This window comes from Paraburkholderia solitsugae (assembly GCF_013177695.1).
Taxonomy (GTDB): domain Bacteria; phylum Pseudomonadota; class Gammaproteobacteria; order Burkholderiales; family Burkholderiaceae; genus Paraburkholderia; species Paraburkholderia solitsugae.
Genome location: NZ_WOEY01000065.1, coordinates 139,978 through 166,116, shown reverse-complemented (window position 1 = coordinate 166,116; position 26,139 = coordinate 139,978). Strand labels below are relative to the sequence as shown.

The following is a 26,139-nucleotide window of genomic DNA, read 5'->3' as shown; positions in this document are numbered from 1 at the left end:
CGATGCGTTACCCGAACCTTTTCAAGCCTCTCACGCTGAACCAGCTGACTTTGCGTAACCGTATCGTCAGCACCGCGCACGCGGAGGTGTATGCGGAACCGGGCGGTCTGCCCGGCGATCGCTATATCCGTTACTACGAAGAGAAGGCCAAGGGCGGTGTCGGCCTCGCCGTGTGCGGCGGCTCTAGCCCGGTTTCGATCGACAGCCCGCAAGGTTGGTGGAAGTCGGTGAATCTGTCGACCGACAAGATCATCGATCCGCTCGCGCGGCTCGCCGAAGCGATGCATCGGCACGGCGCGAAGATCATGATCCAGGCCACGCACATGGGCCGCCGCTCGGCGTTTCATGGCGAGCACTGGCCGCATCTGATGTCGCCATCGGGCGTGCGTGAGCCGGTGCACCGCGGCAACGCGAAGATCATTGAAGTGGAAGAGATTCGCCGCATCATCTCGGACTTTGCCGCAGCCGCGAAGCGCGTGAAGGATGCGGGGATGGACGGCATCGAGATTTCGGCGGCCCACCAGCATCTGATCGATCAGTTCTGGAGCCCGCGCACGAATTTCCGCACCGACGAATGGGGCGGTTCGCTCGAAAACCGCCTGCGTTTCGGCACGGAAGTGTTGAAGGCCGTGCGCGAAGCGGTCGGCGCGGATTTCTGCGTCGGTCTGCGTATGTGTGGCGACGAATTCCATGAAGACGGTCTCGATCACGAACAACTGAAAGAAATCGCCCAGGCGATGAGCGAAACCGGCCTGATCGATTACCTCGGCGTGATCGGTTCGGGCGCGGATACGCACAACACGTTGGCGAACTGCATGCCGCCGATGGCGCTGCCGCCCGAACCGTTCGTGCATCTCGCGGCGGGTATCAAGTCGGTGGTGAAGCTGCCGGTGATGCACGCGCAAAGCATTCGCGACGCAGGTCAGGCGGAACGTCTGCTCGCGAGCGGCATGGTCGATCTGGTCGGCATGACGCGCGCGCAGATCGCCGATCCGCATATGGTCATCAAGATCCGCGACGGTCGCGAGGACGAGATCAAGCAATGCGTCGGCGCGAACTATTGCATCGACCGCCAGTACAACGGGCTGGACGTGCTGTGCGTGCAGAACGCCGCGACCTCCCGTGAAGAAACCATGCCGCACGTGATCGCGAAGACGCGTGGGCCGAAGCGCAAGGTGGTCGTCGTCGGTGCGGGTCCCGCTGGACTGGAAGCGGCGCGCGTGGCGAAGTCGCGTGGCCATGACGTGGTGTTGTTCGAGAAGAACGATTATGTCGGCGGTCAGATCATGCTCGCCGCGAAAGCGCCACAGCGTGAACAGATGGCGGGCATCGTGCGCTGGTTCGATATGGAAACGAAGCGCCTCGGTGTCGATCGTCGTCTCGGTGTCGCCGCCGACGAAAAAACCATCATGGCCGAGAAACCGGACATCGTCGTGCTGGCCACGGGCGGTTCGTCATTCACGTCGCAAGTGGCGGCGTGGGGCGTCGAAGAAGGGCTCGCGGTGAGTTCATGGGATGTGCTGTCGGGCAAGGTCGAGCCAGGCAAGAACGTGCTGGTTTATGACGGCGTCAGCACGCACGCCGGCGCGGGCGTCGCGGATTTCATGTCGAGCCGTGGCTCGAACGTCGAGATCGTGACGCCTGACGTGAAGGTTGCCGACGACGTCGGCGGCACCACGTTCCCGATCTTCTATCGCCGCCTCTACGCGCAAGGCGTGATTCACACGCCGAACTACTGGCTCGACAAGGTGTACGAGGAAGACGGCAAGAAGATCGCCGTGATCCGCAACGAGTACACGGAAGAACAGGAAGAGCGCGTGGTCGATCAGGTGGTGATCGAAAACGGCAGCACGCCGAATGACCAGCTTTACTGGGCGCTCAAGCCTGAGTCGGTGAATCGCGGCCAGGTGGACGTGCACAAGCTCTTCGCGTCCGAGCCGCAACCGTCACTCAGCGAAGAACTCGGCAACGGTCGCTTCCTGCTGTTCCGCGTCGGCGACTGCATTTCCATGCACAACATTCACGGCGCGATCTACGACGCGCTGCGCCTTTGCAAGGATTTCTGACGATGAGCCCCGTGTTTGTCATCACCGTCCTGCTGTGGTTGTCGGTGGCGGGCCTCGCGTTCGCGCTCGCCAAACGCGCTGCGTACTGGCGCGAGGGCCGCGCCACGGCTGCGGGCGCGTACGGCTGGACCAATCTGCTGGCGATCCCGAAGCGCTATTTCGTCGACTTGCACCATGTGGTCGCGCGTGACCCGTACATCGCGAAGACGCATGTGGCGACGGCGGGTGGCGCGATCCTCGCGATGGCGCTGGTGTTCGTCAACTACGGTCTCGCCATCTACTCGCCGTGGCTTGACAAACTGATCTTTCTGGCAGCGCTGGTGATGCTGGTCGGCGCGGTGTTTGTCTGGCGTCGGCGGCATGGTGCGAAGGCCGTGCCGGCACGGCTCTCGCGTGGGCCGTGGGATCATCTGCCGCTCCTGCTTGGGTCGTTCGCGCTCGGTTTGGCGCTGTTCATTGCGCTGCCGGCCGCGGCGATGTCGGGTGCGCTGGCCATCATCGTCGCCCTGCTGATCGCGGTGGGCGCGTTCACGATGACGTTCGGTGCTGCACGCGGCGGTCCGATGAAGCATGCGCTTGCCGGTCTGCTGCACCTCGCGTTTCATCCGCGTCAGGAGCGCTTTGCCGAGCGTAACGACAACGATGTCGTCCCGCCGACTGCGTTGAAGGCGCCGCTGCTCGACGCGAAGGAATATGGCGTCGGCAAGCCGGTCGAGTTTCGCTGGAACCAGTTGCTGAGCTTCGACGCCTGCGTGCAATGCGGCAAGTGCGAAGCGGCGTGTCCCGCATTTGCCGCAGGGCAGCCGCTCAATCCGAAGAAGCTGATTCAGGATCTTGTCACGGGCATGGTCGGTGGCACGGATGAGGCTTATGCCGGCAGCCCGACGCCGGGCATCCCGGTCGGCAAGCACGGCGGTGCGCCGGGCAAGCCGCTCGTGTCGAGCCTGATCGAAGCGGACACGCTGTGGTCCTGCACCACTTGCCGCGCTTGCGTGCAGGAATGCCCGATGTTGATCGAACACGTCGACGCGATCGTGGATATGCGCCGCAACCAGACGTTGGTTGAAGGCAAGGTACCGGGCAAAGGCCCGATCACGCTCGCGAATCTGCGCGAAACCGGCAGTTCGAACGGTTATGACATCGGTGCGCGTTACGACTGGGCTGTCGATCTGCAAGTGCAGGTCGCGCAACCGGGACGTCCGGTGGATGTGCTGTTGATCGCCGGCGAAGGCGCGTTCGACATGCGCTATCAGCGCACGCTGCGTGCGCTGATCAAGGTGCTGAATCGGGCGGGGATCGACTATGCGGTGCTGGGTGGCGTCGAAACCGATACCGGCGATACGGCTCGGCGTCTCGGCGACGAGGCGACCTTCCAGCAACTCGCGCAACGGCTGATCGGCACGCTATCGCAGTACACGTTCCGCAAGATCGTGACCGCCGATCCACACGTGATGCACAGCCTGCGCAACGAGTATCGCGCGCTCGGCGGTTTCTATGAGGTGCAGCATCACACTGCGCTGATCGAAGAACTGGTCTCGAGCAGCAAGCTGGCGCCGAAGGCAGTCGCCGCGTTCGCCGACCGCAAGATCACGTATCACGACCCGTGCTATTTGGGCCGCTATAACGGGGAAACGGAAGCGCCGCGCCGTTTGCTGAAAACCATCGGCATCAAGGTGGTCGAGATGGAACGCAACGGGATGCGCGGGCGTTGCTGCGGAGGCGGCGGAGGTGCACCGTTGACCGATATTCCTGGCAAAAAACGCATTCCGGACATCCGTATCGACGACGCCCGCAGCATCGGTGCCGAGATCGTCGCGGTGGGCTGCCCGAATTGCACGGCGATGCTCGAAGGCGTGGTCGGCCCGCGCCCGGAAGTGCTGGACGTCGCCGAACTGGTCGCAGCGGCGCTGGAGTAACGCGATGAACACGCTCAAAAGAATCGATCCGCGCCGGCCGTTCACGATCACGGCGGACGGGCTCAAGCGCATCACGCTCGGCATGACGGGCCTGGCCGGCGCGATGGAATTCGCGGCACACGGCTCGACGGCGTCGGCGCATCGCGAGCACGCGAAACCGCGCCGCACGACGGCCGCGCCGCAGCGTGTGCTGTTGGTGGCCGCACACGCGGACCGCGGCGCGCTGGATGATCATGCTCGCCAGACTCTGGCCGCCGCTGCATTAATCTCGAACGCGACAACCGAAGTCGTCCTGCTTGTATTCGGGGAGTTCACCGGCGATGCCGCCGCGCTCGGCGCCGACAAGCTGATCGAGTTGCCGATGTTCGACCGTCGTGTTTTCGCGCCTCTGAACGAATTGAATGCACTGGCCGCGTGCGTCGCGGCCTATGCGCCGGCGCACATTTTCCTGCCTGACAACGCCACCGGCGACGGCGACCTTGGCCGCCGTTATGCGGCAGCCGCTAACGCGAGCGTCGCGACGCATGTCGTCGAAATCGACGCGGCACATGTCGCGGTTTATATCCAGACGAATACGGCATTCGCCACGCGCTCACTGCCTGAGGTCGTTTTGCTTGCGCCAAATGCGGTCGATCCGAAGTTGCCGTTCGTGGGTGCGGGTGAGCGGGTCGTGTGGCGCTTCGATCGCGAAGCGGCTTCGTCTGAAGGCGTCGTGCGCGATCTTGGCATCGAGGAGATCGACGCTGCCCAGCTTGCGCTCGAAGAGGCGGATTTCATTGTCTCGGCGGGCAACGGCGTCAGCGACGTCCCTTCGTTCGAGCGTCTTGCGGCCACGTTAGGTGCCGCGATTGGCGCAAGCCGCGTTGCCGTGGACGACGGTAAGTTCACGCGCGACAAGCAGATTGGCGCCACCGGCAAAACCGTCGAAGCGAGCGTGTATATCGCGTTCGGTATCTCAGGCGCGGTTCAGCATCTGCAGGGCATCAAGGATTGCCGGCACGTGATCGCCGTGAATCTCGACGCCAGTGCGCCAATTGCCAAACGCGCCAATTTGACCGTTATCGCCGACGCGCAGGAAACCATCGCGGCGCTGAACGAAGCCGCGGCGGCTGCGCGCACGGCACGCGGCACCGGTGCTGCGCTATTGAATTCAACGGCTGTTGCGGAAGGAGCGCTTGCATGAAAATCGCCGTACTGGTTTCCGTGGGGCGGCACCCGGTCAGCGGCACCGCGCGTTATAGCCGCAATGATGCCGCCGCGCTGACGATCGCGCTCTCGCTCGCCAAAACGCATGGTGCGACGCTCGACGTGCTGCACGCGGGTGATCCGTCGAACCCGGCGCTGAAGGAGTATCTCGCGCTTGGTGCGCGCACTGTCGAGGTGCTGGAAGTGGCTGCAACGCCTGAATTCAAAGGTGATGCGATAGCGCCGCTCGCCGCACGTCTGCGCGGTTACGACCTTGTATTGACCGGGACCCGCGCCGAAGGCGCATTCGATAGCGGCATGCTGCCGTATTCCGTTGCCAACGCGCTGGACATGCCGCTGGTCGGCGCCGCGGTCGATCTGACGCTCCGCGACGGCTGCGCCGAGGTCCGGCAATTCATGCCCAAGGGCTTGCGCCGCCGCGTCGAAGTACGGTTGCCCGCTGTGATAGCGGTGCACCCGATGGCCAACACGGCGCCGAGCTACGCCTATGCAAGGCTGCGCGAAGGCACGATCCGTCCGGTCGCGACTGGAGCGTCCGGAAACCCGGATGCCGGAAGCCCGGACGCCCGAAGCCCGGATGCCGCCAACTCCGACGACCTCGCCTGGACGACCCGTCTAGCGACCGCCAAACCGGTGCGCCTCGCCGCCGCCGAAAAGCGCTCGGGCCATGCCCGCATGCTCTCGGCGACGACGACCGAAAGCCGCGGCGGCAGCGTCGTAATTGAAGGGAGTTCCGTCGAAAAAGCACAAGTGATCCTTGCGTATTTGCGCGAGCATCAACTCGTGGATTACTGATTTCCGGTTCGGGCCAGCATGCGACCAGGAGGGCCTGGCGCAGCGCCAGACGTGACATGCAACGGAGCACACCATGAAAGTTTCGGCAGACGTTCGCACAATGGTCGAACGCCGCAAAAAGAATCACACGCTGGAAGCGCCGTTTTATACGGGCGACGATATTTTCGCGCTCGACATGGAGGCGATTTTCCGCAAGCACTGGATTCAGGTCGCGGTGGAACCGGATGTGCCGGAGCCGGGCGACTACATCACCGTGGAAATCGGCAACGATTCGATCCTGATCGTGCGCGACGACGACATGCAGGTGCGGGCGTTCCATAACGTTTGCCGCCATCGTGGCGCGCGTTTGTGCAATACGGACAAAGGTTCGCTCGGCAATATCGTGTGCCCGTACCACAGTTGGACCTACAACCTGAACGGCGATCTGATGTTCGCCGAACATATGGGCGACCAGTTCGACCGCTGCAAGCACAGCCTGAAAGCGGTACACCTCGAGAATCTCGCCGGCCTGATCTTCATCTGTCTCGCGGACGAACCGCCCGCCGATTTCGCCGTGATGCGCGCCGCGATGGAACCCTATCTGTTGCCGCATGATCTCGCCGGCTGCAAGGTCGCGGCGTCGATCGATATCATCGAAGAGGGCAACTGGAAGCTCACGATGGAGAACAATCGCGAGTGCTATCACTGCGTCGCGAACCATCCGGAGCTGACGATTTCGCTTTACGAATACGGGTTTGGCTATCAACGCACGCCCGCCAACGAAGAGGGTATGGCCGCGTTCGAAGAGACCGTGGCGCGCCGTACCGCGCAATGGGAGGCGATGAACCTGCCGTCGGCGGAAATCGACCGCCTCGCCGATCTGGTCACGGGTTTCCGCACGCAACGCCTGCCGCTCGATCGCGACGGCGAATCGCAGACCATGGACGCGAAGGTGGCATCGAAGAAACTGCTCGGCGGTTTCGAACAGGCTGATCTCGGCGGCCTCTCGTTCTGGACGCAGCCGAATTCGTGGCATCACTTCATGAGCGACCATATCGTCAGCTTTTCGGTGATCCCGTTGTCGGCAGGCAAAACGCTGGTGCGCACCAAGTGGCTCGTCCACAAGGATGCACGCGAAGGCATCGACTACGACGTGAACAATCTCACGGCCGTGTGGCGCGCGACCAATGACCAGGACCGCGCGCTCGTCGAGTACTCGCAACGTGGCGCGACCAGCAGTGCCTACGAACCGGGCCCGTACTCACCGTTCACCGAAGGTCTTGTCGAGAAGTTCTGCGAGTGGTACATCGGCCGTATTGCGGATTACAGCAATGCGCCCCAAACCCATGATGCCGGCGATGCGCCGGTTTCGCACGGCGAAAAAGTCGTGTCTTTCATGCGCTGAGCGCGATACCGCAACCAGGAGCGGGAGAAAATAATGATGCGCGATCAGGCGACGTTTCAGCTGAGTCCGGAGCCGGTACCAAACCACGAGACTTCAAGCCGCGAGACGCCAAGCCGTGCGACTTTAAGCCGAGTCACGCAGGCCCGGTTCTGGGAGACGTTGCCGGCGCGCTGGAACAGCGACACCGACGACACGCTGGTGTGCTGCCAGGTTCGCCAGGAAACCCATGACGTCAAGAGCTTTTTCTTTCGCGCGCCCTCCGAGCGGGCGTTCGTGTTCGAGCCGGGGCAGTTCATTACGCTGGAGTTGGAGATCGACGGCGAAGCGGTGAATCGCTGCTACACGATCTCGTCGCCGCCCACGCGTCCGCATACGATCTCCATCACCGTGAAGCGTGTGCCGGGCGGCAAGGTGTCGAACTGGCTGCACGACAATCTGCACGCGGGTACACAGGTTCGTGTGCTGGGGCCGTCCGGCGAGTTCACCTGTGCACGGCATCCGGCGCGTAAGTTTCTGTTTTTGTCGGCCGGTTCGGGCGTTACACCGCTGATGTCGATGAGCCGCGCGCATCATGAGCTCGGTGAGGATAGCGACATCGTGTTCGTGCACAGCGCCCGCACGCCGGACGACATCATCTTCGCTCGCGAACTCGATCTGATTGCGTCAAATCAGGCCAATTTCCGCACAGCGTTCGTCTGCGAACGGCTGGGTGCGCGGACCAATTGGCCCGGCGTCACCGGGTTTCTGACCTTGCCGTTGCTTAAACTCATCGCGCCGGATTTTCTGGATCGCGAGATTTTCACCTGCGGTCCCGCGCCCTACATGCAGGCAGTGCGTCATCTGCTGGATGAAGGCGGTTTTGATCGCAGCCATTATCACGAGGAAAGCTTCTCGTTCGAGACGATCAGCGAGGTGGCCGCACAATTGACCACCGCGCATGTCGCCGATGCGTTGCAAGCACCCACAGCCAATGCGGAAAGCTTTGCCGAAGCGCGCGAACAGGCGGCTGGGTTCATCCCCGCACAGGTCCCGGTCGAGACTGAAACGAAGTTCAAGGTGAGCTTCGCGAAGAGCAATCGTGAGATCGAATGCGGCAGCGGCCAGCATGTACTGGACGCCGCGAAGAAGGCCGGCGTGCGGCTCGCTGCCTCGTGCACGCAGGGCATGTGCGGCACCTGCAAGGTGAAGCTGGTGTCCGGCGAGGTCGCAATGAAACACGCCGGCGGAATCCGGCAGCGGGAAATCGATCAGGGCATGGTGCTGCTGTGTTGCAGCAAGCCGTTGAGCGATCTCGTGGTTGATAAGTAAGACGAGAACGGTGAGGCGCGAGGTCGAGGTCGCCTGCGGACAACTGGATGTCGGAAAACAACGCTACCCGGCAATTCTGGCTGGTGATTCTAAATGCTCAATGGGTAGTTAGACGGCGAACGGGAGAACGGCGATGAGACTGATCAGCAAGATATTCGTGTTGAGCGCTTTGAGTGCGGCGCTGGCGGCAAGCAGCGTGACTGTGTCGGCCGATACCAAGCCGACCATCAAGATTGGCTACGTGGAAGGTTGGGATGACAGCGTCGCGACCTCCAACGTCGCTGCACGCGTGATCGAAAAGCGCTTGGGCTATCAGGTGCAACTGGTGCCGGTCGCAGCCGGGGTGATGTGGCAAGGCGTGGCGCGCGGCGACCTCGACGCGACGCTGTCCGCCTGGTTGCCGGTCACGCATGGCGCCTACTGGAACAACTTCAAGGACAAGGTCGTCGACCTGGGCCCCAACTTCAACGATGCGAAGATCGGCCTGATCGTGCCGGACAATGCTGACGTGAAGAGCGTCGGCGATCTGGAAGCGAAGAAGACGGAATTCGGCTCGCGTATCGTCGGTATCGATGCCGGAGCGGGCGTGATGCAGAAAGCCAGCGAAGCGATCAAGGCATACGGGCTCGACTATCAGCTGATGCCGAGTTCGGGCAGTGCAATGACTGCGGAACTGGCGCGTTCGGAAGCGGCGAGCAAGCCGATCATCGTGACCGGTTGGAAGCCGCACTGGATGTTCGCGAAGTACAAGCTGAAATTCCTCGACGATCCGAAGAAGGTGTTCGGCGAAGCGGAGCACGTGGATAGCGTCGTGAATCCTGAACTGGAGACCAAGGCGCCGCCGGTGGTCGCATTCCTCAAGAAGTTTCAATGGAAGCCGGGCGAGATCGACAGCGTGATGCTGGCGACGCAAAGCGGCGAGAAGCCGACTGCGGCTGCCGATGCGTGGATCGCCGCGCATGGGGATCGTGTGGATAGCTGGGTGAAATGATTTCGTGCATCGAGTGAATGAGTTGCCGCTTCATTTGAGCGGCAACTTCCTTATAAAGCGCCGCTTTCGAGCGGCGCTTTTGTTTATTGCAGCACCACAGTCCGATCGCCGTTGATGAACACGCGCCGCTCGATAAATGCCTTCACGGCCCGCGCGAGTGTGATGCATTCAACGTCGCGTCCGGTTGCAAGCAGACGCTCCGGACTGTTTGAGTGATCGACGCGCTCCACGACCTGCTCGATGATCGGACCTTCGTCGAGATCATCGGTGACGAAGTGCGCCGTTGCGCCGATCAGTTTCACGCCGCGCGTATGGGCCTGGTGATAAGGCTTCGCCCCTTTGAAGCCGGGCAGAAACGAATGGTGGATGTTGATCGCGCGGGCCGCGAGGGCACGGCTCGTTTCGCCGGAGAGAATCTGCATGTAGCGTGCAAGGATCATCAATTCAGCGCCTGATGTCTCGAACAGGTCGAGCAAACGCGCCTCCTGTTGTGGCTTGGTATCGGCGGTGATGGGTAGATGATGAAATGGCAAGCCGTGTTGTTGCGCGAGCGGTTCGAGATCGCGATGGTTCGAGGCGATGCCGACAATGTCCATCTTCAACTCACCCATGCGCCAGCGGAACAGCAGATCGGCGAGACAGTGTTCGAGCTTCGACACCATGATCAGCACCTTCGGCCGCATGCCGACGTCGTGCATCGCCCATGTCATCTGAAAACGCTCGGCGATCGATTCGAATTCGCGCTTGAGTGCCGCGATGTGAAGGGGCTGGTTGATATCGACGCCATGAAACACGCAGCGGACGAAGAATCTCTCGCTGAGGTCGTCGTCGAAAACGGTCAATTCGTCGATATAGCAATGATGCCGGTCGAGAAAGCCGACGACGGCGGCAACCTGGCCCGCCGCGCTCGGACACGCGACGGTGAGAACCCGTTGATCGGGACGGGAATCGGCGGACATGCGCTCTCCACTTAGGCGATAGGGCAACGCCGCGGGGCGCGGCATGCACCATCGCAGTAGAGCAAATCAATGGGTCATGGGGATAGAAGCTAACCGCCGTCGCGCTGGAACGGGAGCGTCAGGGGAGGTTGGGGTGGGACGACGGAGCGCGATGGTATGCATCAACGCCTCCTGCGCTTACTCTGCGTCGAGTCCGCATTCGCCGATTAGCCATTGGCGAAATGCGCTGACCGCCGGTGTCGCCGCGCGTTGTGTGACGAGCAGGTAGCCGCGTTCGGTGGCCACGGGCGTATCAAACGGTTGGACGAGCTGCCCCGTGGCAACGAGCTCGTCGACCAGCGGCGCCCAGCCGAGCGCGACGCCCTGGCCCATGATCGCCGCGTGGGCCACGAGCGTAAAACTGTTGAACGTGATGCCGCGATGCGCGGCGGGCATAGCCAGCCCGTGCGCCGCGAACCAGTCGGCCCACGACAACCAGCGTGCCGGCTGGGTGGGCTCGAGATGCAGGAGCGGCAACGTCATCAAGTCTGACGGTGTGCGTAGTTGCGGATGCGCCGCGAGAAAATCCGGACTGCACACCGGCGTGACCCGCTCGGGAAATAGCTTGAGCGCACCTCGCGCGGTCCAGTCCGCATCCTCATCGCCGAACGCAATGGCAATGTCCGCCTGATCGTGCGATGGATCGAATACGTTCTGCGACGTGATGATCTTCACGTCGACGTCCGGCATGAGTGCCTTGAATTGCGACAGGCGCGGCATCAGCCAGTAGGTTGCGAAGCCGAAGTCGGTGGAGAGCGTGAGGGTTTGCGGCGTGCGCCGCGCGCGGATTTCGGCGGTGGCAAGACGGATGGTGTCGAGGGCGTTGCGCACCGCTTCGAAGAGGCACACGCCGTCTTCCGTGAGCGTGACGCCGCGATGGCCACGCTCGAAAAGCGGTGCACCAAGTGCTTCTTCGAGTTGCACGACGCGCTGACTGATCGCCGGCTGCGTCGAACCCAACTCGCGCGCGGCTGCCGTGAAACTCGCGAGACGCGCTGCGGATTCGAACATCGTCAACGCCTGCATCGGCGGCAAGCGATCCGGCCTCGACATAAGTCCCCCTTATAGGCACATAACGATTTGCCGTCTTCACAGCGGCGAATTGGACGGCAATAGTTGAGTTCATGCGGGGCCGGCACGCCCGTTATCCCGCTTGCAATGACACTCGCTCCAACACTTGCGATTCTATTCGAGGCGCGCTCCAATGCTTGATACGAAACAGAATATTCTCATTCTGATGGCCGATCAGATGACGCCGTTTGCGCTTGCCGCATACGGACATCGTCTAACGAAAACGCCCAATCTCGATCGCCTTGCGAAGCAGGGCGTGGTATTCGACTCGGCCTATTGCGCCAGTCCACTGTGTGCGCCGTCGCGCTTTTCCTTTTTATCGGGCAAGCTGCCATCCGCGATCGGCGCCTATGACAATGCAGCAGAATTTCCGTCGCAAACGCTGACGTTCGCGCATTATCTTCGTGCCGAAGGGTATCGCACGATCCTGTCCGGCAAAATGCACTTCTGCGGCGCCGATCAGTTGCACGGATTCGAAGAGCGGCTCACAACAGACATCTATCCCGCCGATTTCGGCTGGACGCCCAACTGGGACGATGTCGAAACGCGGCCCACGTGGTATCACAACATGAGTTCAGTGATCGACGCGGGGCCATGCGTGCGCACCAATCAGTTGGACTTCGACGATGAAGTCACGTTCACCACGCGCCAGAAGCTTTTCGATATCGCACGTGAGCGACATGCCGGCAAAGATGCACGGCCGTTCTGCATGGTCGCTTCGCTGACCCATCCGCACGACCCGTACGCGATTCCGCAAAAGTATTGGGACATGTATGCGGACGAAGACATCGCGCTGCCCGTGCATCGCGATTCGTTCGACGAAGCCGATCCGCATTCGAAGCGCTTGCGGCACGTGTGCGAAACCGATCGTACGCCGCCAACCGACCAGCAGATCCGCAATGCACGGCGCGCCTATTACGGCGCGATCTCTTACGTCGATGACCAGTTCGGTGCGATCCTCGAAGCGCTTGAACAGTCAGGGCTCGCGAAAGATACCGTTATTGTCGTGACGTCCGATCATGGTGAGATGCTCGGCGAGCGGGGGCTCTGGTACAAGATGACGTTCTTCGAGGGCGGCTGCCGTGTACCGCTGATCGTTCATGCGCCGCAGCAGTTCGACGCGCATCGTGTGCACGAGTCGGTCTCGCATCTCGATCTTTTGCCCACGCTGGTGGAAATGGCGCGCGGCGAACAGCCTGCGGTCTGGCCGGATTCGCTCGATGGTAAGAGTCTCATACCGCATCTGCTTGGTACACAAGACGCCCACGACGAAGCGATCGGCGAATACCTCGCAGAAGGCGCTATTGCGCCGATCGTGATGCTGCGGCGCGGGCGCTTCAAGTTCATTCACACGCCGGCTGATCCCGACCAACTCTATGACGTGGCAGCGGACCCGCTGGAACGCGAGAACCTTGCGGCTCGCCCCGACTATGCATCACAGGTCACGTTGATGCGTGAGGAGATCGCACGACGCTGGAACCTCGCCGCACTGCACAACGACGTACTGAGAAGCCAGTGCCGCCGCCGCTTTCATTTCGAGGCCACGACGCAAGGCACGGTCGCGTCATGGGACTGGCAACCGCATGTCGATGCGAGCCAGCGCTATATGCGCAATCACATCGATCTCGACACGCTCGAGGCGATGGCGCGTTTTCCCGCGGTGACGCGTTGATGTCTCCGCTCACGATCCATCCCACCTACAGGAAGCCGACATGATGAAAAAGCTCTTCAAACAGGCTGTATCCGGCCTCGCGCTGGTGTGCGCGGCGACCACCTTTGCCGCGGCCGCCGAGCCGCAGTCCTGCACGCAAGTCAACATGGCGGGGCCCGGCTGGACCGACATCGACGCCACCAATGCGATGACCGGCGTGTTGTTGAAGGCGCTCGGCTACCATCAGAACGTGGCGAATCTGTCGGTGCCGATCACCTATCAAGGCCTGAAGAAAGGACAGATCGACGTGTTTCTCGGCAACTGGATGCCGGCGCAAGCACCGGTCGTCAAGTCGTTCGAAGATGAAAAATCGATCGAGGTCGTGCATCCGAATCTGAGCAACGCGAAGTTCACGCTCGCGGTGCCCGATTACGTGGCGGCCGCGGGCGTGCATTCATTCGCGGACCTCGCGAAGAACGCCGACAAGTTCGACAGCAAGATCTATGGCATCGAACCGGGTGCGCCGGCCAATCAGAACATCAAGAAGATGGTCGACGACAAGGCGTACGGGCTCGGTAGCTGGAAGCTCGTCGAATCGAGCGAGACCGGCATGCTCACGCAGGTCGAGCGCGCGGTGCGTGAGAAGAAATGGATTGTGTTCCTGGCATGGGAACCGCATCTGATGAACACGAAGTTCAAGCTGACCTATCTCGACGGCGGCGACAAGTACTTCGGGCCGAACTACGGCGGCGCTACGGTCAATACCGTTGCGCGCAGCGGCTACGCCGAGCAGTGCCCGAACGTCGGCCGCCTGTTCAGGCAACTCACGTTTAATGTCGATCTGGAGAACGGCGTGATCACCGAGGTGCTGGAGAAGAAAACCGGCCTCGATGCCGCGGCCACCGAAGCACTCAAGCGCCACCCCGAATTGCTGAAATCATGGCTCGACGGCGTGAACACCGCGAGCGGCGCCAACGGCTTGCAAGCGGTACAAACCGCACTCGGTGTGAAATAACTCGGGCATTCCTGACTTCGAGGTCGCTACTCGACAGATTCATGTCGCATCCGGTCGAATCCTCATAAATCTGGACCCGTATTCTTGATCCGTCGATGCAGACGTGACAGATGATCGTACGCAGTGCCGATAGCTTCGATCAGTGAGGTCGGCCTGAGTCTGCTGAGTCGATTTGGTCAGCTTGAGTGAGCTTCAGTCCGTTTCAATCAGTCCCAGCCGGTTCCGAATTGCCCGTCATGCGAGAAGCGCCGCGCGCCAGAAGACAGCGCGCGGCAGGGATCGTTTTATCCAACGAAATACGCAGGCAAAGAGCAGGGGAGAATTAGATGAAGAAGAAAAACGCCGTGAGTCTTTCGGGACTCGCCCTCGCGGCAAGCGCTGTATGCGCACCGACGGTAGCCTATGCGCAAAGCAGCGTCACCCTTTACGGGATTCTGGACGCGGGCATCACTTATGTGAACAATGCCGGCGGCGCACACCAGTTCAAGTTCGACGACGGCGTTTCGTACGGCAACCGGATCGGCTTCAAAGGCGTGGAAGATCTCGGCGGCGGCCTGCAAACGGTATTCGTGCTCGAATCGGGTTTTCACCTGGGCAATGGGCAGTATGGATTCGGTGGTGCTGAATTCGGACGCCAGGCTTATGTCGGCATCAAGAATGGGTGGGGGACGTTCTCGTTCGGTAATCAGCTCGATATGACCGAAGAGTTTGTTTTCATGTACAACATCTCCGCATGGGCGAGCGGCTATGCGATTCACCAGGGTGACTTCGACCGCATGAACGGCGACCGTCTGCCGAACTCGGTGAAGTTCCTGTCGAACGATTTCGCAGGCTTCACCTTCGGCGGTATGTACTCGTTCGGCAACACCGCCGGCGACTTCCATCAGAAGAGTGCATGGAGCGTGGGCGCGCATTACGACCACGGCCCGTTCAACATGGGTGTGGCGTATACGCAGTTGAACAATCCGTTCGGCATTTATGCGTTCGACCCGTACGCAATGATCGGCACGCGCACCTTCCTCGGCCAGCCGACCGTTTCCGTGGATCCGGCCACCGGCGCTGTGACCGATCTGTATAGCTCGTCGGCATTCCCGGTGGATAAGCAAGGCGCGCTTGCGGTCGGTGCCGCCTATACGATCGGCGACCTGCTGCTCTCCGGCGATTTCACCTACACGACAATCAAGGGCTTTGGGCAGACCTCGCACATGCAGGTTTATGAAGCGGGCGCGTCGTATAACTTCACGCCTGCGCTGTCGCTGTATGGCGGCTATCAGCATACAAGCTTCGAAGGCAATCACTGGAACCAGGGCTCGCTCGGACTGCACTACCTGCTGTCCAAGCGTACCGACGTCTATGTTTCCGGCGACTATCTGCGTGCATCGAATGGCGTAAATGCGGTGATCGGCTACAGCTTCGCGCCGTCGACGTCGAATACGCAGTCCGATGTACGGATCGGGATGCGGCATTCGTTCTGACGCATCCGCGGCGGGTCAGGCACTCAGCGCCAGCCTGGCGCTGTGGGTACCGGTGCAACACCGCGTCTGAGCCGGCGTTACTCTGTGGCGACAGCGCTGCCGCCCAGATACGCTGCGCGAACCCGGTTGTCCTGGGCCAGTTCGTAGGCCGGGCCAGCGAGGGCGATGCGGCCGCTTTCCAGCACGTAGGCCCGCTGTGCGATGCGCAGCGCCTGGCGCGCGTTCTGTTCGACAAGGAGGATCGACGTGCCTTCCTTGCAGATGTCGGCGATCATGCCGAAAATCGCTCGAACCAGCTTCGGCGCCAGGCCCATGGAGGGTTCGTCGAGCACGATGATGCGTGGCCGCAGCATCAGTGCGCGTGCGATCGCCAGCATCTGTTGCTCGCCACCGCTCAGCGTTCCCGCCAACTGGCTGCGTCGCTCGCCAAGCCGCGGGAAGGTCTGATAGACGCCCGTCATCCGCTGCTCCAGGACCGCGCTGTCGCGCCGGATCAGATAGCCGCCAAGCCGCAGATTCTCTTCGACCGTCAGCGCCCCGAACATGCGACGTCCTTCCGGCACATGACCGAGACCCAGCGCCACGATCTGGTGTGCGCGCAGTCCGGCGAGCGCGTGCCCGGCCATTACGATCTGGCCCGCGCGGGGGCGAATCAGGCCGGAGATGGCGCGGAGTGTCGTGGTCTTGCCCGCCCCGTTGCTGCCGAGCAATGCCACGATCTCGCCCTCGCCGACGTCCAGCGAGATGCCATGCAGAACCTCTACGTTCCCATAGCTCACGTGCAGATCGCGTATTTCTAGGAGTCCCACAGCGATTTCTCCCCGGCTGCATCGTCGGCCGCTTCGTCGGCTTCGGCCGTGCCGAGATACGCGTCGATCACACGCGGATCGGCCTGGATCTCGGCTGGCGTTCCCTCGGCGATGATGACGCCGTGGTCCATGACGATGATCCGGTCTGACACGCTCATCACCAGCATCATGTCGTGTTCGATCAGCAGCACGGTCACGCCTAAATCGCGGATACGCCGGATCAACTCCATCAGCGCGTGCTTCTCGGTCGGATTCATCCCCGCTGCCGGCTCGTCCAGCAGGAGCAGGTGCGGGTTGCTGGCAAGGGCGCGGGCGATCTCCAACCGGCGTTGATCGCCATAGGGGAGGTCGGCCGCGCGTTCGCCCGCGCGTGCCCCGAGCCCGACGAACGCGAGCCAGCGCAGGCCTTCTGCGGCGTGATCCGCTTCCTCGGCGCGCGCGGAGGGCAATGCAAGCAATTCGGCGACGAGCGGCGTATGGAGGCGATGATCCATACCGATCAGCACGTTCTCGAAGGCCGTCATGTTGGCAAACAGGCGAATGCCCTGGAAGGTACGCGCCATCCCGGCGTGGACGATGCGATGCGGCGCGCCGCCGGCCAGCGAGGTGCCGCGCCAGAGCACCTGACCGCCGGTCGCGCGGATCACGCCGGTGAGGCAGTTGAACACCGTCGTCTTGCCCGCCCCGTTAGGGCCGATAAGGCTAAGGATTTCCCCGTTGCGTACGGTGAAGCTGATCCCGCCGACCGCCTGCACGCCGCCGAAGCGGCGTTGCAGGTCGCGCACCTCGAGCAGGACTTCATCGGCGACAGTGTCGCGGGGCGGGCGTGCTTCAGGTTCGGCTGCACCCTGGCGCGGTGGCGCCACCCGGCGCAGCGGCGCGGGCCACAGCCCTTGCGGTCTGAGCAGCATCAGGATCACGAGGCCGATCGCGAAAGCGAAGATGCGCCAAAGGTTGAGAAAACGCAGCATCTCGGGTAGGCCGGCGACGATGACTGCGCCGAGTATCACGCCCGGAATGCTTCCCCGGCCGCCCAGCACGACGACGATCAGGATCGTCACGGACTGCAGATAAGTGAAACCGGTCGGGTCGATGGTCCCGAAGCGCGCGGCGAACAGGCTGCCGGCGAGACCGCCGATCAATGCACCCAGGATGTACGCCAGCATTTTGACGCGCAGCGTCGGCACGCCGACGGCCTCGGCCGCCGCCTCATCTTCGCGGATACTGGTCCAGGCGCGCCCGAGCCGCGACTGGCCAAGCCGGATCGCAAACACCAGCACCAGCACGAGGAACGCGATGCCCAGCTCGTAGACCGCACCCGGCGAGCTGATTTCATAACCGAACAGGCTGGGGCTGGCGATGCCGTAGATCCCGTTGGGGCCGCCCGTGATGTTGAGATTGGTGGCGACAATGCGCGTGATCTCGCCGAACCCGAGTGTGACGATGGCCAGATAGTCGCTGCGCAGGCGCAGGGTAGGGTAGCCGATGACGATACCCGACGCGCCGGCAAACGCCAGGCTGAACGGCAGCGTTTCCCAGAACGAGAAGTGCAGCAGCGTTTCAAGCAACGCCGTCGTGTAGGCGCCGATGGCGAAGAAGGCCGCATAGCCCAGATCCAGCAGGCCGGCATACCCCACCACGATGTTCAACCCGAGGCCCAGGATCGAATAGGTGGCGATGGTCAGGCCGACATCGACGATATAGTTGCTGGCGACAGCGGGCAGCGCCAGGGCGGCGACAAGCAGCGCGACGCCGGCAGGACGAGATCGACGCGATAACCCCTGCATGGCGCTCATAGGGCTACATTCTCTCGACGACGCGCTCGCCGAACAAGCCGGTCGGTTTGATCACGAGCACGGCGATCAGGACGCCGAACACGAGCACGTCGGTCCACCGCGATGAGACATAGCCGGCGCCAAAGGACTCCAGCAGGCCAATCAGGATGCCGCCCGCCATGGCGCCCGGAATATTGCCGATGCCACCAAGAACGGCAGCGGTGAAGGCGCGCAGGCCCAGCACGAAGCCCATGAAGAAATTGATCTGCGTGTAGTAGAGCCCTTCCATGACGCCGGCCACGGCGGCCAGCGCTGAGCCCAGGAAGAAGGTGAGCTGGATCAGCCGCTCGACATCGATACCCATCAGACGCGCCGCGTCCTGATCGATCGCCAGCGCGCGCATCGCGGTGCCGATGAAGGTGCGGTGAACGAAAAAATACAACGCGAGCATCAGCGCAAAGCTGGCGACGATGATGCTGACCTGGGCGAAGGTGATCTGCACACCCTGGAATTCGAGTCCGGCCTGACTAAGTACGTGGGGGTATGTGTTGAAACCGGCGCCGTAAAGCAGCAGCACGCCGTTCTCCAGCGCTAGCGAGACGCCGAGCGCCGTGATCAGAATGGACAGCCGCGGCGCGCGCAACAGCGGCTGGTACGCCACACGTTCGATTGCGAGCCCGAGTGCGCCCGTGACCACCATCGCGGCCACAAGCGCAATCAGCAGCGCCAACGCGAGCGGCACGTGCGCCCCGGCAAGCACCGTCAAACCGGTCCAGCCGATGAACGCACCCACCATGAACAGGTCGCCGTGAGCGAAGTTGATCAGCCGGATAATCCCGTAGACCATCGTGTAGCCGAGGGCGACGAGGGCATAGAACGAGCCGATCGTCAGCCCTTCGATGACGAACTGGAAGAAGTTGCTCATGGCGGGGCGCGCGGCGCGGCGGGGCCTATTTCATCGCCATCCAGTGTCCCGCGGCATCCTGCTTCTGATAAGGCGCGAAACTGTCGCCGTGCACGATGATGGTGATATACACCGCCAGACTGCGGTCACCCTTCGGGTTAAAGCCGATCGTCCCGGTCGCGCCCGGGTACTTCGAGATCTTGTGCAGGGCGGCCGTGATTGCGGCGGGCGTCGACGACTTTGCGTCTGCGATCGCCTTCGCCGTGACGCCAACGGCATCGTATTCGTAGACCGAATACGGTCCAGGCCCTTGCCCGTAGGCCTTCGTATAGTCGTCGACGAAGCTGTGCGCACCGCTCAGGAACTGCGCCAACGGCGCCGTGGTGATGATCATGTCGTTGGCTGCCGGGCCGGCTGTCTTCATCAGCGTCGGGTCGTTGGTGCCGTCGCCGCCCATCAAGGTCATCTTCAGGCCGAGTTGCCGCGCCTCTTTCACCAGCAGGCCAGCTTCGGAGAAATAGCCGGTGTAGTAGATCACGTCCGGTTTCAGCGAGGCGACATGGGTCAGCGTTGGCGAGTAGTCCATTTGACCAGGCGTGATCGCGTCGTCGTAGACGACATCGACACCATCCTTTTTCAGGGCTTCCACCGTGTTATCGGCGAGGCCCTTGGCGTAGGTCGTGTTGTCGTTGATCACGGCCGCACGCTTCACGTGTAGCGAATTTTTCATGAAACTGGCTGCAAACGGTCCCTGCTCGTCGTCACGGCCAATCGTACGGAACACGTTGTCGTAGCCCATCTCGGTCAGCTTGGGATTGGTCGACGCGTCCAGCACGTAGGGAATCCCGGCACGATGAAAGGTCGTCAGTTCCGGCAATGCCGCACTGGAGCAGTAACCGCCCGCCACGGCAACGACGCCCGCGTCGACCAGCTTCTGGGCGGCCTGCACGGCTGTCTGCGCGTCGCAGGCGTCGTCCTCCGGCACCAGTTCGATCTGCTTGCCGAGCACGCCACCCGCTGCATTGACCTTGGCGGCGGCTAGCTTGGCGCCATTGAGAATGTCCGTGCCGGCATTGGCGGAACTGCCCGACAGCGGCACCGGCACGCCGATCTTGATGGTCTGGCTTTGTGCCGGACTGGAGGCCATGCCGGCGAGCATGGCCAGAGCGGCCGACGCCGCGATTGTCGTTCGCCGCAGGACGCGACCTGCGCCCGGCGTACCATTCTTCTGAGCATTCATGTTGGAGACTCCTTATTGTGAAAGGGATCGGAGCGACCCGCCAGACGGCTATCCCGGTGGCATCAGAAAACGGATGGAAACGTAAATCGCATGCAAGTTGTAATCTGCCGGATCAACGGCCTGACTACCGGTCTCATCGCAGCGCTACCATGAAAGCGTCTGATTCATGATAGAACTCGCCGCACACTTAAGCGGTATAGGGTATCCGCGTATAGGACACCATACAAAAAGTATCGATAACGTTATATTGACTAACGGGAAGCATGCTCTGCATGGGACCGGAGTAAGCGCTAAAGCGCCAACTCCGGTCGACTGCTCTGCATGGGGCTGGAGTAAGCGCTAAAGCGCTAACTCCAGCCGACAGGAGTCATCCATGAAAACCGTTGTGCTGGGAGGCGGAATTGCGGGCGTCACGGCCGCCTGGTACCTCGCGAAGGAGGGCCGCGAGGTGACGGTGATCGACCGTCAGCCCGGCGTCGCGCTCGAGACCAGCTTTGCTAACGCCGGTCTGGTCGCGCCGGGACATTCGTACACGTGGGCGTCTCCCCGTGCGCCGAAAATTCTGCTGAAATCCCTCTTCGTCGAAGGGCCGGCGCTGCGCCTCAAGCTGAACGCAGACCCTCACATGTGGGCCTGGTGCTTCCAGTTCCTGCGCAATTGCACGGCGGAGCGTTCACGTCAGAACACAACGCGCAAGGTGCGGCTTTGCCGCTACGCGCAGAGTCAATTGCAGCAGCTGACCGCGGCCGAACACCTGCAATACGATCGCATCAGCCGTGGCCTGTTGTACCTGTATCGCGACGAAGCTTCTTTCGCGCGAGGCACGCAGAACATGTCGATCCTCGCGGACAACGGGCTGCCGCTCAAAACGCTCGATGCGGCGCAGGTGGCCATGCGCGAGCCGGCGCTCGCGCATGCGCGCGACAGGATTGCGGGCGCGATTTATTGTCCAACCGATGAAAGCGGCGATGCGCATCTGTTCACCCGCGCGCTGAAGGCCGTGTGTGAGCGCCTCGGCGTGCGTTTCGAATTCGATACGCCTATTAGCGCGATCGAGGCGTCCGGTGATCGGGTCGTTGGCGTGCAAACGCCGACGGGCCTTATCCAGGGCGACGAGTTCGTCCTCGCACTCGGTTCCTGGTCGCCGATCCTGGCGCGCCGCCTGGGCTACCGGTTGCCGGTGTACCCGGTGAAGGGCTATTCCGCCACGTTTCCTGTCGGACCCGAGCATCGTCCGCCGGATCTGGGGGGTGTCGACGAAAACAATCTCGTGGCGTGGGCGCGTTTTGGCCAACGGCTACGCTTTACCGCGACCGCCGAGTTCGCCGGCTACGACACCCGCCATACGCCCGCTGACTTCACGCAGATGCTGCAGGCCGCCCGTGAATTGTTCCCTGACGGCGCCGACTACAACCGCGCGTCTTACTGGGCCGGTCTGCGGCCAATGACGCCCGAGGGGACACCGCTGATCGGCCGCACGCGTCACCGGAACCTGTACCTGAACACGGGCCACGGACACATGGGATGGACCATGTCATGCGGCACCGCAAAACTGCTGGCCGACATCATGGCCGGCCGCGAGCCTGAACTCGACATGACAGGGATGACACTGAAATGAGCACGATTCCACTGCAGGGCGATGCCTACGTCAAGCTCGAATTCGCGCTGGACGACGGCATCTGCCGGCGCGCCGCCATTGGACTGGTGGTACTCGCCACCGATCATACGATCGAACACGAGTGGCGCAAGCTGCTGACTCAGGACGGTGTGGTGTTCTATGAGAGCCGCGTGCTCAACTCGCCAGACATCACGCCCGAACGCCTGGCTGAAATGGAGGCGCGCATCGCTTCGGCGGTCGCGCTGATCCGTCCGGCGGAGCGGATCGATGTCGTGGCGTTCGGCTGCACGTCGGCCTCGATGGTGATTGGCGAGGAAAACGTGTTCGCGCGCATCCGTGAAGCGCGTCCGGGCGTCGCGTGCACCACACCGATTACCGCTGCACTTGCTGCGCTGCGCGCGCTCGGCGTCCAACGCGCCGCGCTGTTGACGCCCTATGTGCGTTCGATCAACGACTTCATGCGCGACTACATCGAAGCGCGCGGCGTCGGCATTACGCGCATGGCGTCGTTCGAGCATGCAAACGATAACGAAGTGGCACGGATTGATATTGCGTCTCTGCGATCGGCTGTTGAGCGCCTTGCAATGCACCCGGACGTGGACGCCATTTTCGTGTCGTGCACGAGCTTGCGGATCGCCGAACTCGTTCCAGAACTTGAATCGAGGATCGGCAAACCGGTGATATCGAGCAACTTCGCGATGGCCTGGCACGCGTTGCGACTCGCAGGCGTGGACGACTGCGAACCGCAGCGTGGGCGGTTGTTTGCGCTGTAACCGGCGCATTGCGTTTTGACGCCGGAATTCCCGTCGTGCGCGGGCTAAGCGATACGCCTAAGCGAAGCGCGCCCGAAACTCATTTCTTCCATTGCGGCTGCTGCAGCTCCATCCCGTGCTGCCCCTTGTACGCCGCGACGGCCGGCGGCGTCCAGCCGTCCAGCATCTGCGGGGCGAGCCGGTAGACCTCGACGCCAAGCGGCCGGCACACCTCCAGCGGATCGCGCGCATCCGGTCCCCACATCGGCAACGAGAGATCGCCGCCCGGACAGGTCGAAAGCGCGCAAAGCAGGTCGATTTCCGCGAAAAACTCGAGGTAGTCCCCCTTCTTGGCGGGGCATGCCTTCATGAAGTATTTGTCGTCGAGATTCAGGCCGGTGCATTGGAACACGTTGAGCACGTCGTGCACATCGTATTCGGTCAGCCCGTACGGCGCGATCGCGCGCGTGAGATTGGAGTGGCAGTGGAAATGAAAATCCTCACCGGTCAGCATGCGGTTGACGTAGGGATCGCAGCGCGTGCCGAGCAGATCATGAACACGGCCACCGTGTTCGTCGACCCCATAGTCTGCGAGGCTGTCGTCGGTGATCGTCACCATGGGACGCAGGAACGGCAGCGTTGACCACAGGCGGTCGAACGTGCTCACGTGGGCCTGCTGCAACTGACGCGTGCGCGAGGCCCACATGCGCTCGCGCGGGTTGTGCAGGTTCCACATGTTCAGGTCGGCCACCTGCGGACCTTCGATCGTGACGATACGGAACACATGGCCGGCCGGCACGGTCCAGGCTTGACCTGACCTGATTGGCACGACGATCGATTCGATCAACGTGCGGGTGTCGTGCTGTGAGGCGACGCGTTGATAGAACGTCTTGTCGACGTCGAGTGCGGAACCCTTGGTGGACTGGTAGGCGGCGGGGTAATTCAGCATGACGGCGGCTCCTTCATAGGGCTGGCGGACAGCTTGCGCAGATGCACAGGGCAGGGCACGCGCGGCCGGTCATTGCGCCGCGCCGTCGCCCTGTTTTTTGTGCTGCGACGCCATCCGCTCCTGCTGGGCAGGGGGTACCGGATCGTAGTGGCTGAGCTGGATGCTGTAGTTGCCGTGGCCACCCGCGATCGCGTTCAGACGCGACTGATAGTCGTTGAGTTCGGACAAGGGCACCTGTCCCGCGACGACTACGGCGTTGCCGGCGGCCGTGCGTGTGCCGTGGACCTGCCCGCGCCGCGCGGACAGGTCGCCGATAATGTCACCCATCGCGGCTTCCGGCGTCATCACCTCGATGTCCACGATAGGCTCGAGCAGAATGGGCTGAGCTTTCAGCACCGCATCGATGAAAGCCTTGCGCCCCGCGGAAACGAATGCCACTTCCTTGGAGTCGACTGAATGGCTCTTGCCGTCGAAGACGGTGACTCGCACGTCCTGCATCGGGAAGCCGGCAAGCGGCCCGCCTTCGATGACCTGCTGGATGCCTTTTTCCACGGCGGGCATGAACTGGCCGGGGATGGCGCCACCCTTGACGGCGTCGACGAACTCGAATCCCGTGCCTCGCGGCAGGGGCTCCACGCGCAGCATCACTTCGCCGAATTGCCCGGCGCCGCCGGTTTGCTTCTTGTGGCGACAGTGCCCCTCGGCTTTGCCGCCGATGGTTTCCCGATAGGCGATCTTCGGTGGCCGCGTCACGACCTCGAGCTTGTACTGCTCGGATAGCCGCTCCAGCATGAGGCGCAGGTGCAACTCGCCCAGACCGCGCACCACGGTCTCGTTGGTGCCGACCGGATGCTCGATGCGCAGACACGGGTCTTCCGCGCTCAGCTTTTGCAGAATCTCCCAGAGGCGCTGCTCGTTGCCCCGGCGCGCAGGCTCGATCGCCAATCCATAGATCGGCGTGGGGAAGTCGAGCGGGGTCAGGTGGATGTTGCCGTCCTCGGGGGCGTCGTGCAGCACGGCATCGAAACCGATTTCATCGATCTTGGCCGTGGCGCAGATATCGCCTGGACCCGCTTGTGGGACATCCACATGTTCCTTGCCCTGCAGCATCATCAGATGGGCGACTCTGAACGGCTGGCGTCCGTTGCCGATATAGAGCTGGCTATCGCGCCTGATCGTGCCCTGATGGATGCGAAACACGGCCATTTTGCCGATGTAAGGGTCCATGACGATCTTGAAGGCGTGGGCCAAAACATGCTTGTCGGCGACCGGCTCGGCGCGCATGACTTGCTGTTGGCCACCGGCATCGCGGTAGAAGAGCGGCGGATTGCCTTCCATGGGATTGGGCAGGAGCCGGACGAATACGTCGAGTAACTCCGCGATGCCGGCGCCGTTGGCCGCTGACGTGAAGCAGATCGGGACCAGATGCGCTTCGCGCAGCGCCCGCTCGAAGGGTTCATGCAACTGTTCCGGGCTGATGGCTTCGCCTTGTTCCAGGTAAAGCTCCATCAAGGCGGGATCGATCTCGACCACTTGGTCGACCAGCGCATTGTGCGCTGCCGCAACGGACAGGAAATCGGCGTCGCCGGCCGGGTTGAAGAAGCAATCCACCACCTGGCGGCCGCTTTGCGCCGGCAGATTGATGGGCAGGCATTCCTTGCCGAAGGCCTCCTGGATCTGCGTCAGAAGCCCCGGGAGATCGACCTTTTCGCCATCGATACCGTTCACGATGAGCATTCTGCAGAGCTTGCGTTTCTCCGCCCACGCCATCATGCGCCGGGTCGTCATTTCGATGCCGGTCTGTGCATTGATGACGATGGCGACGGTCTCGACAGCGGGCAGGGCGCTGATCGACAGCCCGGAAAAGTCCGGATAGCCGGGCGTATCCAGCAGATAGATGCGGGTATCCCGGTAATGCAGGTGGGCGACGGCGGAGTTCAGCGAGTGGTGATATTTGCGCTCGAGTGGGTCGAAATCGCTGACCGTGGTGCCGCGCTCCACGCTGCCGGGCGCGCGTAACTCACCCCCCTGGTAGAGCAGGGCTTCGACCAGCGATGTCTTGCCGCATCCGGCATGCCCGACCAGAGCAATGGTGCGGATGGCGTCGGGGCTGTAATGCATGGTCGCCCTCGTCCAGTAGTGGATGTGGGGCCATTATTCGCGAAAACGGAGCCGTGTGCCATACAACGTCATCATCCCATTCGGCCATCCGCGTT

General features: G+C 62.3%; 20 protein-coding genes. 12 read left to right on the top strand and 8 right to left on the bottom strand.

The genetic code is table 11. The features are described 5' to 3' along the window. Nucleotides 1–2: 2 nt before the first annotated feature. The 7 genes from GNZ12_RS16600 (at nucleotide 3) to GNZ12_RS16570 (ending at nucleotide 9,666) form a co-directional block, all read left to right on the top strand. Complete coding sequence (locus GNZ12_RS16600; RefSeq protein ID WP_172311580.1) at nucleotides 3–2,066, top strand: NADH:flavin oxidoreductase; 2,064 nt, start codon at nucleotides 3–5, stop codon at nucleotides 2,064–2,066. A gap of 2 nt (nucleotides 2,067–2,068) precedes the next feature. Further along, nucleotides 2,069–3,982, top strand: coding sequence for a (Fe-S)-binding protein (locus GNZ12_RS16595; RefSeq protein WP_172311578.1), 1,914 nt, complete (start codon nucleotides 2,069–2,071; stop codon nucleotides 3,980–3,982). Nucleotides 3,983–3,986: 4 nt separating this feature from the next. After that, entirely contained in the window at nucleotides 3,987–5,165 is a 1,179-nt protein-coding gene (locus GNZ12_RS16590; RefSeq protein WP_172311576.1) for an electron transfer flavoprotein subunit alpha/FixB family protein, read from the top strand. Further along, complete coding sequence (locus GNZ12_RS16585) at nucleotides 5,162–5,983, top strand: electron transfer flavoprotein subunit beta/FixA family protein (protein WP_172311574.1); 822 nt, start codon at nucleotides 5,162–5,164, stop codon at nucleotides 5,981–5,983. Before GNZ12_RS16590 ends, GNZ12_RS16585 begins: the two co-directional genes overlap by 4 nt. Nucleotides 5,984–6,056: 73 nt before the next feature. Beyond that, nucleotides 6,057–7,367, top strand: a complete 1,311-nt coding sequence (locus GNZ12_RS16580) for an aromatic ring-hydroxylating oxygenase subunit alpha (protein WP_172311572.1) — start codon at nucleotides 6,057–6,059, stop codon at nucleotides 7,365–7,367. A gap of 33 nt (nucleotides 7,368–7,400) precedes the next feature. Beyond that, on the top strand, nucleotides 7,401–8,675 hold the full coding sequence (locus tag GNZ12_RS16575) for a hybrid-cluster NAD(P)-dependent oxidoreductase (protein ID WP_172311570.1): 1,275 nt from the start codon (nucleotides 7,401–7,403) through the stop codon (nucleotides 8,673–8,675). A 133-nt stretch (nucleotides 8,676–8,808) separates the two neighbouring features. Beyond that, nucleotides 8,809–9,666, top strand: a complete 858-nt coding sequence (locus GNZ12_RS16570; protein WP_172311568.1) for a glycine betaine ABC transporter substrate-binding protein — start codon at nucleotides 8,809–8,811, stop codon at nucleotides 9,664–9,666. An 83-nt stretch (nucleotides 9,667–9,749) separates the two neighbouring features. Here GNZ12_RS16570 and purU read toward each other — a convergent pair whose 3' ends face one another. Next, nucleotides 9,750–10,625 carry a formyltetrahydrofolate deformylase gene (purU, locus tag GNZ12_RS16565; RefSeq protein WP_172311566.1) on the bottom strand — a complete coding sequence of 292 codons (876 nt, stop codon included), beginning with the start codon at nucleotides 10,623–10,625 and terminating at the stop codon, nucleotides 9,750–9,752. 177 nt (nucleotides 10,626–10,802) lie between these two features. Next, entirely contained in the window at nucleotides 10,803–11,717 is a 915-nt protein-coding gene (locus tag GNZ12_RS16560; protein WP_172311564.1) for a choline sulfate utilization transcriptional regulator, read from the bottom strand. Nucleotides 11,718–11,868: 151 nt separating this feature from the next. On the opposite strand from GNZ12_RS16560, the gene betC reads away from it, so the two are divergent. The 3 genes from betC (at nucleotide 11,869) to GNZ12_RS16545 (ending at nucleotide 15,876) form a co-directional block, all read left to right on the top strand. Continuing rightward, nucleotides 11,869–13,407 (top strand): choline-sulfatase, encoded by a 1,539-nt coding sequence (gene betC, locus GNZ12_RS16555; RefSeq protein ID WP_172311562.1) that lies wholly within the window; start codon nucleotides 11,869–11,871, stop codon nucleotides 13,405–13,407. A 40-nt stretch (nucleotides 13,408–13,447) separates the two neighbouring features. Next, on the top strand, nucleotides 13,448–14,401 hold the full coding sequence (locus GNZ12_RS16550; RefSeq protein ID WP_172311560.1) for a choline ABC transporter substrate-binding protein: 954 nt from the start codon (nucleotides 13,448–13,450) through the stop codon (nucleotides 14,399–14,401). Nucleotides 14,402–14,727: 326 nt separating this feature from the next. Next, entirely contained in the window at nucleotides 14,728–15,876 is a 1,149-nt protein-coding gene (locus GNZ12_RS16545; protein ID WP_172311558.1) for a porin, read from the top strand. Nucleotides 15,877–15,953: 77 nt separating this feature from the next. Here GNZ12_RS16545 and GNZ12_RS16540 read toward each other — a convergent pair whose 3' ends face one another. From GNZ12_RS16540 to GNZ12_RS16525, 4 genes are read right to left on the bottom strand one after another with little or no spacing between them, the layout of a single operon-like run. Next, nucleotides 15,954–16,685 carry an ABC transporter ATP-binding protein gene (locus GNZ12_RS16540; RefSeq protein ID WP_172311556.1) on the bottom strand — a complete coding sequence of 244 codons (732 nt, stop codon included), beginning with the start codon at nucleotides 16,683–16,685 and terminating at the stop codon, nucleotides 15,954–15,956. Continuing rightward, a complete protein-coding gene (locus tag GNZ12_RS16535; RefSeq protein ID WP_172311554.1) occupies nucleotides 16,673–18,481 on the bottom strand; it encodes a branched-chain amino acid ABC transporter ATP-binding protein/permease in 1,809 nt (602 codons plus the stop codon). Before GNZ12_RS16535 ends, GNZ12_RS16540 begins: the two co-directional genes overlap by 13 nt. A 4-nt stretch (nucleotides 18,482–18,485) precedes the next feature. Next, entirely contained in the window at nucleotides 18,486–19,385 is a 900-nt protein-coding gene (locus GNZ12_RS16530; protein ID WP_172311552.1) for a branched-chain amino acid ABC transporter permease, read from the bottom strand. Nucleotides 19,386–19,410: 25 nt separating this feature from the next. Beyond that, complete coding sequence (locus GNZ12_RS16525; RefSeq protein ID WP_172311550.1) at nucleotides 19,411–20,604, bottom strand: branched-chain amino acid ABC transporter substrate-binding protein; 1,194 nt, start codon at nucleotides 20,602–20,604, stop codon at nucleotides 19,411–19,413. Nucleotides 20,605–20,977: 373 nt separating this feature from the next. On the opposite strand from GNZ12_RS16525, the gene GNZ12_RS16520 reads away from it, so the two are divergent. Further along, a complete protein-coding gene (locus GNZ12_RS16520; protein ID WP_172311548.1) occupies nucleotides 20,978–22,222 on the top strand; it encodes a D-amino acid dehydrogenase in 1,245 nt (414 codons plus the stop codon). Then, nucleotides 22,219–22,995, top strand: coding sequence for a maleate cis-trans isomerase family protein (locus GNZ12_RS16515; RefSeq protein ID WP_172311546.1), 777 nt, complete (start codon nucleotides 22,219–22,221; stop codon nucleotides 22,993–22,995). The genes GNZ12_RS16520 and GNZ12_RS16515 overlap by 4 nt, the downstream gene beginning before the upstream one ends. 79 nt (nucleotides 22,996–23,074) lie before the next feature. Here the strand turns inward: GNZ12_RS16515 and GNZ12_RS16510 are convergent, their stop codons facing one another. Continuing rightward, nucleotides 23,075–23,923, bottom strand: coding sequence for an urea carboxylase-associated family protein (locus tag GNZ12_RS16510; protein WP_172311544.1), 849 nt, complete (start codon nucleotides 23,921–23,923; stop codon nucleotides 23,075–23,077). A gap of 69 nt (nucleotides 23,924–23,992) precedes the next feature. Beyond that, complete coding sequence (gene fusA, locus GNZ12_RS16505) at nucleotides 23,993–26,044, bottom strand: elongation factor G (protein WP_172311542.1); 2,052 nt, start codon at nucleotides 26,042–26,044, stop codon at nucleotides 23,993–23,995. Nucleotides 26,045–26,139 lie beyond the last annotated feature (95 nt).